We start from the raw sequence: 7,282 nt of genomic DNA, 5'->3' as shown, positions 1-7,282 counted from the left end.
CCTGTTGACCGGAGGAAAACCAGCCACCCCCTCTACAGCACCCGATGGCCTCTTTATTGAACCCACCATTTTTTCAGATTGCCGCGATGACATGACCATTGCCCGCGAGGAAATCTTCGGCCCCGTTATGGCGGTATTCACCTTTGAAGATGAAGCAGAAGTCATTGCCCGTGCCAACGACACCGAACTGGGCCTCGCAGCTGGAGTCTTTACTCAGGACATCACCCGCGCTCACCGTGTTATTCACCAGCTTCAGGCCGGCATCTGCTGGATCAATTACTACGGAGCCTCGCCGGCTGAAATGCCAGTAGGTGGTTATAAGCAGTCCGGCACGGGTCGTGAAAATGGTGTTGAAACGCTGAAGCATTACACTCAGGTCAAAGCAGTGTATATGGGTATGAAGCCTCTGGAGAGTCCTTTCTAACTCTGCATTCAAGGAGCACGACCATGACAAAGTATGATTATGTCATTGTCGGGGCCGGTTCTGCCGGGTGCGTTCTGGCCAATCGTCTGACGGAAGATGTCAATAATCAGGTTCTGCTGATTGAAACCGGCGGGAGTGACAAGAGCATTGTTATTCAAATGCCAACGGCACTGTCCATTCCCATGAATACCGAAAAGTATGCCTGGCAGTTTACAAGCCGACCCGAGCCTTTTTTGGACAACCGTCGTATGCACTGCCCCCGGGGTAAGGTGCTGGGGGGCTCTTCTTCCATCAATGGCATGGTCTACGTTCGGGGCCACGCCAAAGATTTTGATGAATGGCATCAGCACGGAGCTACTGACTGGGATTATCGTCACTGCCTGCCGTATTTTCGTAAAGCAGAAACCTGGGCTTTCGGTGGCGATGACTATCGGGGAGATAGTGGTCCATTAGCGGTTAATAATGGCAATGAAATGAAAAACCCTCTCTATTCAACCTTTATAAAGGCTGGGCTAGAAGCAGGCTACATGGAGACCACTGACTACAACGGTGCTCGACAGGAAGGTTTTGGCCCCATGCATATGACCGTTAAGAACGGTATACGCTGGTCCACTGCCAATGCTTATCTTCGACCGGCCATGAAGCGAAGCCATCTGACGGTGGTGACCCATGCTCAGGTCCAGCGGGTTCTGCTGGAAGGCAAAAAGGCAACGGGTGTCGAATATAAACACAAAGGACTCATAAAAAAAGTACTGGTCAGTAAAGAAGTCATTCTTTCTGCAGGCTCTATTGGCTCACCTCATATTCTTCAATTATCAGGAATCGGCCCTCGAAAGGTATTAGAAGACGCAGGTATAGCTGTTCAGCATGAATTGCCCGGTGTAGGTGAAAATTTGCAGGACCATCTGGAGTTCTACTTCCAGTTCCGTTGCAAAAAGCCGATTACTCTTAACGGCAAACTGGACCCGCTCAATAAATTGTTTATTGCCGCTCGCTGGTTTTTCATGAAAGACGGGCTGGGTGCGACCAATCATTTTGAATCTTGTGGTTTTATCCGTTCAAAAGCCGGCGTCGAGTGGCCTGATATGCAGTACCACTTCCTGCCGGCAGCCATGCGCTACGACGGCAGAAGCGCTGTTGATGGTCATGGTTTTCAGGTTCATATCGGCCACAACAAACCCAAAAGCCGTGGCTGGGTGAGAGCGGTGTCAGCCAATCCAGATGATCATCCCGGTATACAGTTCAATTATCTGTCCCACGAAGAAGACCGGGAAGGCTTCAGACAGTGTGTTCGTCTGACTCGGGAAATCATCAATCAACCAGCGTTCGATGAATATCGTGGCTCAGAAATACAACCGGGAGAAAGCGTTCAAACTGATGAAGAGATCAATAGCTTTGTCCGGGAATCTGTAGAAAGTGCCTATCATCCGTCCTGCTCCTGCAAGATGGGAATGGATGACATGGCCGTAGTCGACCCACAGACAAGAGTCAGAGGACTGGAAGGGTTGAGGGTAGTGGATTCGTCTTTATTCCCAATCATACCCAATGGAAATCTGAATGCTCCCACGATCATGGTGGCAGAGAGGGCTGCCGACCTCATTCGAGGGGCAGACACCCTGCCTCCGTCTTCTGCCCAAGTCAATATGGATACTCAATGGCGGGAAAGACAGAGAACATATTGACAATGTCAGCTTTTCTCTCGGGTTATTCGGAAGCAGGTTGCTTTCTGGTTTTTCCTATCAGGAACATAATCGGTCCCGAACAGGCATAACACAGGAAAATCAACGTCAGCACTCTGGGTGGATCAGTAAAGACAACGGCAAAAGCCAAAACCATGGCAATCATGAAAATGAAAGGCACCCGACCTTTCAGGTCCAATTTCTTGAAACTGTTGTACTGAAAGTTACTGACCATCAATACTCCGGCCAGACCTGTAATCAGAGCCCCCAGCAGTGCAATACCCAACATGTTGCCATCGATACCAAAATCACTCAGCGCCCATACCATGCCTATGACCAGTGCTGCGGCAGCAGGGCTGGCCAAACCAGTGAAGTAGCGGCTATCCGTCACTTCCAGCTGAGTATTAAAACGAGCCAGTCGCAATGCAGCACAGGCCGCATAAATGAAAGCTACCATCCAGCCTACTTTCCCCAGATCATTGAGAGCCCAACTGTAGGCCACCATCGCAGGCGCTACACCAAAGGTCACCATATCTGCCAGACTGTCGTACTCCGCACCAAACTTGCTCTGGGTATTAGTCATCCGGGCAACACGACCATCCAGCCCATCCAAAATCATGGCGACAAAGACTGAAATACAGGCTTGGGTAAAAAAACCTGCCTGAGCACTGATTATGGCGTAAAAGCCACAGAACAGGTTGCCTGTTGTAAACAGGTTGGGCAGTACATAGATGCCCTTGTGGCGAACTGTCTCCCCACCTTCGACCACTTCTTCAAAGTGCTCATCGACGGGAAACAGGCCGTCCACAGCATCTTGTTCATTTTCGGATCGTTCCGGCTTATCGGTCATTTCAACGTCTGCTCATTGACATAATGGTGAAAAACACACTCTACCATGAAAGGCCTGAATACTGGATAACCATAGCAAGTCATAGGATCGCCCATCATTACAGCAGTACCTTATTGAATCATCCAGCCAATCTGGCATTTCCTCTGCCCGCATCTATAGTAATTGAATTCTTCAACAGGTAGCGAAAGGCATTTCACGAGCTGCCTTACTTACAGCGTATTCGGGCAATTCCATGCGATCGAAAGCGAACAGTGAAAAGGTGTTTTTACGACCTGTCATGGTCCCTCTGTTCACCGGTATAATGACTTGTTGTAGCCTTCATTCGATCAAAGTAATAGCTGCTGCTCCCCTGACCGTACCGACAAACTGGATAGGCATCTGGCAAGCCCAAAAACAGTTTGTATTGACTCACCCTCTCAAGCCAAAAAAGAATAAGCAACTCATCAGCGCTGTTGTCGAAGGTGCCTGTAAAACCAGCGACGTATATCTAATAGAATCAGACTTCAACCTTGGCAAGCTGATCGACATCGCCCACTCACCAGACGTCACTTTCAGCTCAACGGTCATGGGTACTGAGCAGCAAAGCTGGTCCGCTGTGCTGTCTGCCTTATCGATTTTATCATTCCTGCACAATCCGCTTTCCTTTCTGTTTATCGCCTCGGACAACGGTTTGCCCTCTTTCCCGCAGGAACCCCATCTACCCTCTGCTCTGACACCCCAACGACTGGATCTGACAAAGACCGAAGCAAAAGCCCGCCAAAATACTGATGAAATGCCCATCAGACAGCTTCTACCTCCTGTCACTTTGCCAATACTGGTTACTATCGATGAAGACGGTTTTGTAACCCTCTTTATTGTTGAGTTAACCGCAGGGGGCTATCAAGTCAGGCAGTTCAAAACTCATGTTCACGTCACTTCCCGGAATGCTCAGGAGTTGTTTGACGAACTAAAAGAGCACAGTAATGTTTCATTGATTAATACCTCAAACTGTGTCGTATTCGATAAGCGTCTCCAATTCCAGTTAACCGATGAATCCTGTGAATCAGAGTTTTTTTCCCAAAATGAAGAAGCGGCTTTTAAAGTTGATCACTTAACTGACATTCGTTTTATAAGAGGTCGGTTACTGAAACGCACCCAATCAAGTCAAGACAACACGTGGAGAGTTATCCCCTTAAATCCCGAGGCTCCTGTTTTTGTACCTGCTGCCTTGAGAAACCTCTACCCATTTGTCGATGAGCCTCTCCGCCGGGCCTCGAGCACTGCTCCTGTCAGGCCGGGGCAGAAAAGACCGGCACAGAAAAGACCTCCGAGAACGGTTACCCAAACCTCCACTCATTCCATGCCAAAAGAAATGATCAGGAGGCAGCTTCTCTGTGATCATCAAAATGGCTGGGATATAAGATCATACTGGAGAAAAATCGTTAGCAGGCTGGAACAGGCAGGCAAATACGGTGAAGCTATTGTTTATTTAAAAGTTCTGGTTGAAACCTATCCTGCTGATTTCCACACCAAACACGCCCTGATCTGGGCACTGGTTAAATTCAACAGGATGAAAGAAGCGAATTTATTGATCTTGGGCTGGCTGAAAAACCCTGACCACGCATCAAAACGCATTGCTTCACTTAAAGCTATGACCAAGCGTCCCAAAAAATTCAAAATCTGGCAGCAAACCTATCACACCATCGGTAAAAATTTGTGAGTGATCGGACGAATTTCCTGCCCTCAATTTGTTGGGCAGATCAGTCATTGGAAGGTTCCCATCAACTGCCAACCTGATTCGCAACGCTGGCTCAATTCTGCCCATAACCTTTCAGCCCTGGCATGCAGTCGGACGGAGTTTCGGTAGAGCAGAATTTCTATGGCACCCGTCCAGTCAGGTCTTTCAGAATAGGGAACCAGCTGCCCTGACTCCAGTTCATCCTGTACGGAATAATCCGGTAACCAGGCAACCCCTTTGCCCTTAAGAGCCATTTCCTTGAGTAGATTGGTCAGAGACGATTCCATGACCGTTTGAAAGAGTACGGGAACGTCAGATGTACTCAACAGACTATTAACCTTGCGCCCCATAAAAGCATTGGGGCTGTACCTGAGAAGAGGCACAATGTCCGGATCAGCATCAGAAAACAACGGTTCTCCCCGATCATCAGACGAACAAACAGGCAATAGGCGTGTCATCCCCAGCTTCAGATATTCAAAGGGTGGCTGCATCAAGGCTTCAACATTGAATGCCAGGAGAAAGTCACAATTACCCTCCTGCAGAGCCTCTACCGCCAGATCAACATCAATACTTTCTACACGGGTTTGCAGCAGTTGCTCATCTCCACTCATCCGCTGAATCAATTCCGGTAACAAAGTCACCGACAGGGAGTGAGCTGCTGCAAAATCAATGGCCTGTCCAGAGACAACTCCTTGTAACTGCCCCAGACCCTCTTCCATTTGACGAAGCAGGTTCCTGGCCGTTATTCTGAAAAGCCGTCCCTCTGGAGTCAGTTTGATGGGTATTGTTCCTCTGTCTACCAATTCAAAACCGACTGCCTGTTCCAGAGAACGTATTCTTCGGCCAAAAGCAGGCTGCGTGATGTTTCGAAACTCAGCAGCACGGGAAAAATTTCTCAGCTCGGCCAATGCCAGAAAATCTTCCAGCCACTTGGTTTCCAGATTCATTCAGGCGCTACTCCCAGACTTCAGTTCAACTTGCCCCCGCTTCTCAAGCAGCTACTTTCTCTTCTTGCTGGCTGTGCCAGTAAACACAAGCCCTGGCCAACAGCGCTGTTGCATCAATGCACTGTTCAGGATTTGTGCTCGCAACGCCAGCAAGACCGATAGGGATTTCTGTACAGCCCAGAATAACCGCTTCAGCGCCCTGGCGAACCAGATCATCAAAAACCATTTTCATACGTTGACTGCCCCGTTCCAGCCCCCCTGCCTTGATATCATAGATGGCATCCATCATCAGTGTTTGCACCTCCTGATCAGGTATCAGACATTCACGACCATCGTTCTCTATTTGCTGCTGGTACATGACGGCTGAGACCGTAGCGCTGGTTGCCATAATACCTATTTTGCCCAGATTGTTCCTTCGGATATGTTGTTGTACACAATCCAGGATACTGATCATTGGAATCCGGGCCTGTTTTTGCAGCTTATCAAACCAGAAATGCGCAGTATTACAGGGAATCACAGCACACTGGGCACCGCCCCGCTCAAGGCTTCTCAACCCTCTCAACAAAGCCGGAAAAGGGTCCTCGGAACCTTCTAGAATGCAGGCACTGCGATCAGGAATCTGAGGAACGTTATGCACCAGCATGGGCAGATGCTCCTGATCCTTGCTGGCTTCTGTCAAAGCAATGATTTTTTGCATAAAGTCAACGGTAGCCAACGGCCCCATTCCACCCAGTACTCCTAACACAACACACTCCGTTGAATTCGTGACCGAAAGATAAGCAACAAAATTAGAAACTATGGTTCTATCATTACGATTCCCACTAAGCTTGTGAAATGCCTAAAGCGAAGGATTAATGCCGAAATGGCATGAGGAGGAGGGCAGATAAAAATATAAGGTTTTACTTATTGGAATTAACTGCTTATAACAGGAAACTATAAAATTCCAATATCAACCGAATTGATCGCTATGAAAAGAATTACAATGATTGTGGCTATGAAACAGGAAGCAGCGCCACTCATTGAGAAACTGGGTCTGACTGAAACAAACGACATAAACCCATTACTACCTTGTAAAAACTTTGCTGGTGAATACAAGAATCTGAGCATCAATCTGGTTACCAACGGTTCCGACTCTGTTCACGGTGTGGAAAATGTCGGTACCCAACCGGCAACTCTGGCAGCGTATGAAGCACTTCGCCTGTTGTCTCCGGATCTGGTCATCAATGCCGGAACCTGCGGTGCTTTTTCAGATAAGGGCTGCAAAATTGGCGACGTTTATATTGGAGAGCGCATCCGTTTCTTTGACCGTCGTATCCCCATGGGTGAGCATTACGAAGCTTATGGAGACGGTAATTTTCAGTGCCAAGTCGCGGTTGACCTGGCACGGAAACTGGGTTTACCCACCTCTATTGTTTGCACCGGCAACTCTCTCGATATGAGTCCGACCGATGAAGCCATTCTGCGTCAGGAGTCCGTGGTCAACAAAGAGATGGAAGCCGCCGCCATTGCCTGGGTAGCCTCCCATTACCAAACGCCTCTGGTTGCAGTAAAATCAGTGACAGACTTGATGGATAGCGAGCATGGCACTGCAGAAGAATTTGCTTCCAATCTTGCACTGGCCTCCGGGAACCTTCAGAAAGAAGTACTGAAACTGCTCGATTTGCT

General features: G+C 48.5%; 6 protein-coding genes and 1 pseudogene. 4 read left to right on the top strand and 3 right to left on the bottom strand.

Annotated elements, in window-relative coordinates:
• Together KDK18_RS03705 and betA are read left to right on the top strand one after the other, a co-directional pair.
• Positions 1 to 424: aldehyde dehydrogenase family protein (locus KDK18_RS03705; RefSeq protein WP_257253302.1), on the top strand; the 424-nt coding region annotated here is incomplete at its 5' end.
• Positions 425 to 447: 23 nt separating this feature from the next.
• The gene (gene betA / locus KDK18_RS03700; protein WP_257253301.1) at positions 448 to 2,106 is read left to right on the top strand and encodes a choline dehydrogenase; all 1,659 of its coding nucleotides are present in this window, start codon (positions 448 to 450) and stop codon (positions 2,104 to 2,106) included.
• A gap of 22 nt (positions 2,107 to 2,128) precedes the next feature.
• On the opposite strand, the gene pssA is transcribed toward betA, so the two are convergent.
• The gene (gene pssA, locus KDK18_RS03695) at positions 2,129 to 2,953 is read right to left on the bottom strand and encodes a CDP-diacylglycerol--serine O-phosphatidyltransferase (RefSeq protein ID WP_257253300.1); all 825 of its coding nucleotides are present in this window, start codon (positions 2,951 to 2,953) and stop codon (positions 2,129 to 2,131) included.
• Between the two features lie 232 nt (positions 2,954 to 3,185).
• Here pssA and KDK18_RS03690 point away from each other — a divergent pair, with 232 nt between their 5' ends.
• Positions 3,186 to 4,652 carry a tetratricopeptide repeat protein gene (locus KDK18_RS03690; protein ID WP_257253299.1) on the top strand — a complete coding sequence of 489 codons (1,467 nt, stop codon included), beginning with the start codon at positions 3,186 to 3,188 and terminating at the stop codon, positions 4,650 to 4,652.
• Between the two features lie 44 nt (positions 4,653 to 4,696).
• On the opposite strand, the gene KDK18_RS03685 is transcribed toward KDK18_RS03690, so the two are convergent.
• Together KDK18_RS03685 and KDK18_RS03680 are read right to left on the bottom strand one after the other, a co-directional pair.
• Entirely contained in the window at positions 4,697 to 5,617 is a 921-nt protein-coding gene (locus KDK18_RS03685) for a LysR substrate-binding domain-containing protein (protein WP_257253298.1), read from the bottom strand.
• Positions 5,618 to 5,660: 43 nt separating this feature from the next.
• Positions 5,661 to 6,362, bottom strand: a complete 702-nt coding sequence (locus KDK18_RS03680; RefSeq protein ID WP_257253296.1) for an amino acid racemase — start codon at positions 6,360 to 6,362, stop codon at positions 5,661 to 5,663.
• Between the two features lie 222 nt (positions 6,363 to 6,584).
• On the opposite strand from KDK18_RS03680, the pseudogene KDK18_RS03675 reads away from it, so the two are divergent.
• Positions 6,585 to 7,282, top strand: a pseudogene (locus KDK18_RS03675) (hypothetical protein); the annotation flags it as partial.

It is taken from the genome of Endozoicomonas sp. SESOKO3 (genome assembly GCF_024606255.1).
This window is presented reverse-complemented; position numbering and strand designations above follow the sequence as displayed.

Bases quoted from the DNA above. Each gene is read 5' to 3' on its own strand.
- betA (WP_257253301.1), top strand. From the start codon at position 448: ATGACAAAGTATGATTATGTCATTGTCGGGGCCGGTTCTGCCGGGTGC.
- pssA (WP_257253300.1), bottom strand. From the start codon at position 2,953: ATGACCGATAAGCCGGAACGATCCGAAAATGAACAAGATGCTGTGGAC.
- KDK18_RS03690 (WP_257253299.1), top strand. From the start codon at position 3,186: ATGCGATCGAAAGCGAACAGTGAAAAGGTGTTTTTACGACCTGTCATG.
- KDK18_RS03685 (WP_257253298.1), bottom strand. From the start codon at position 5,617: ATGAATCTGGAAACCAAGTGGCTGGAAGATTTTCTGGCATTGGCCGAG.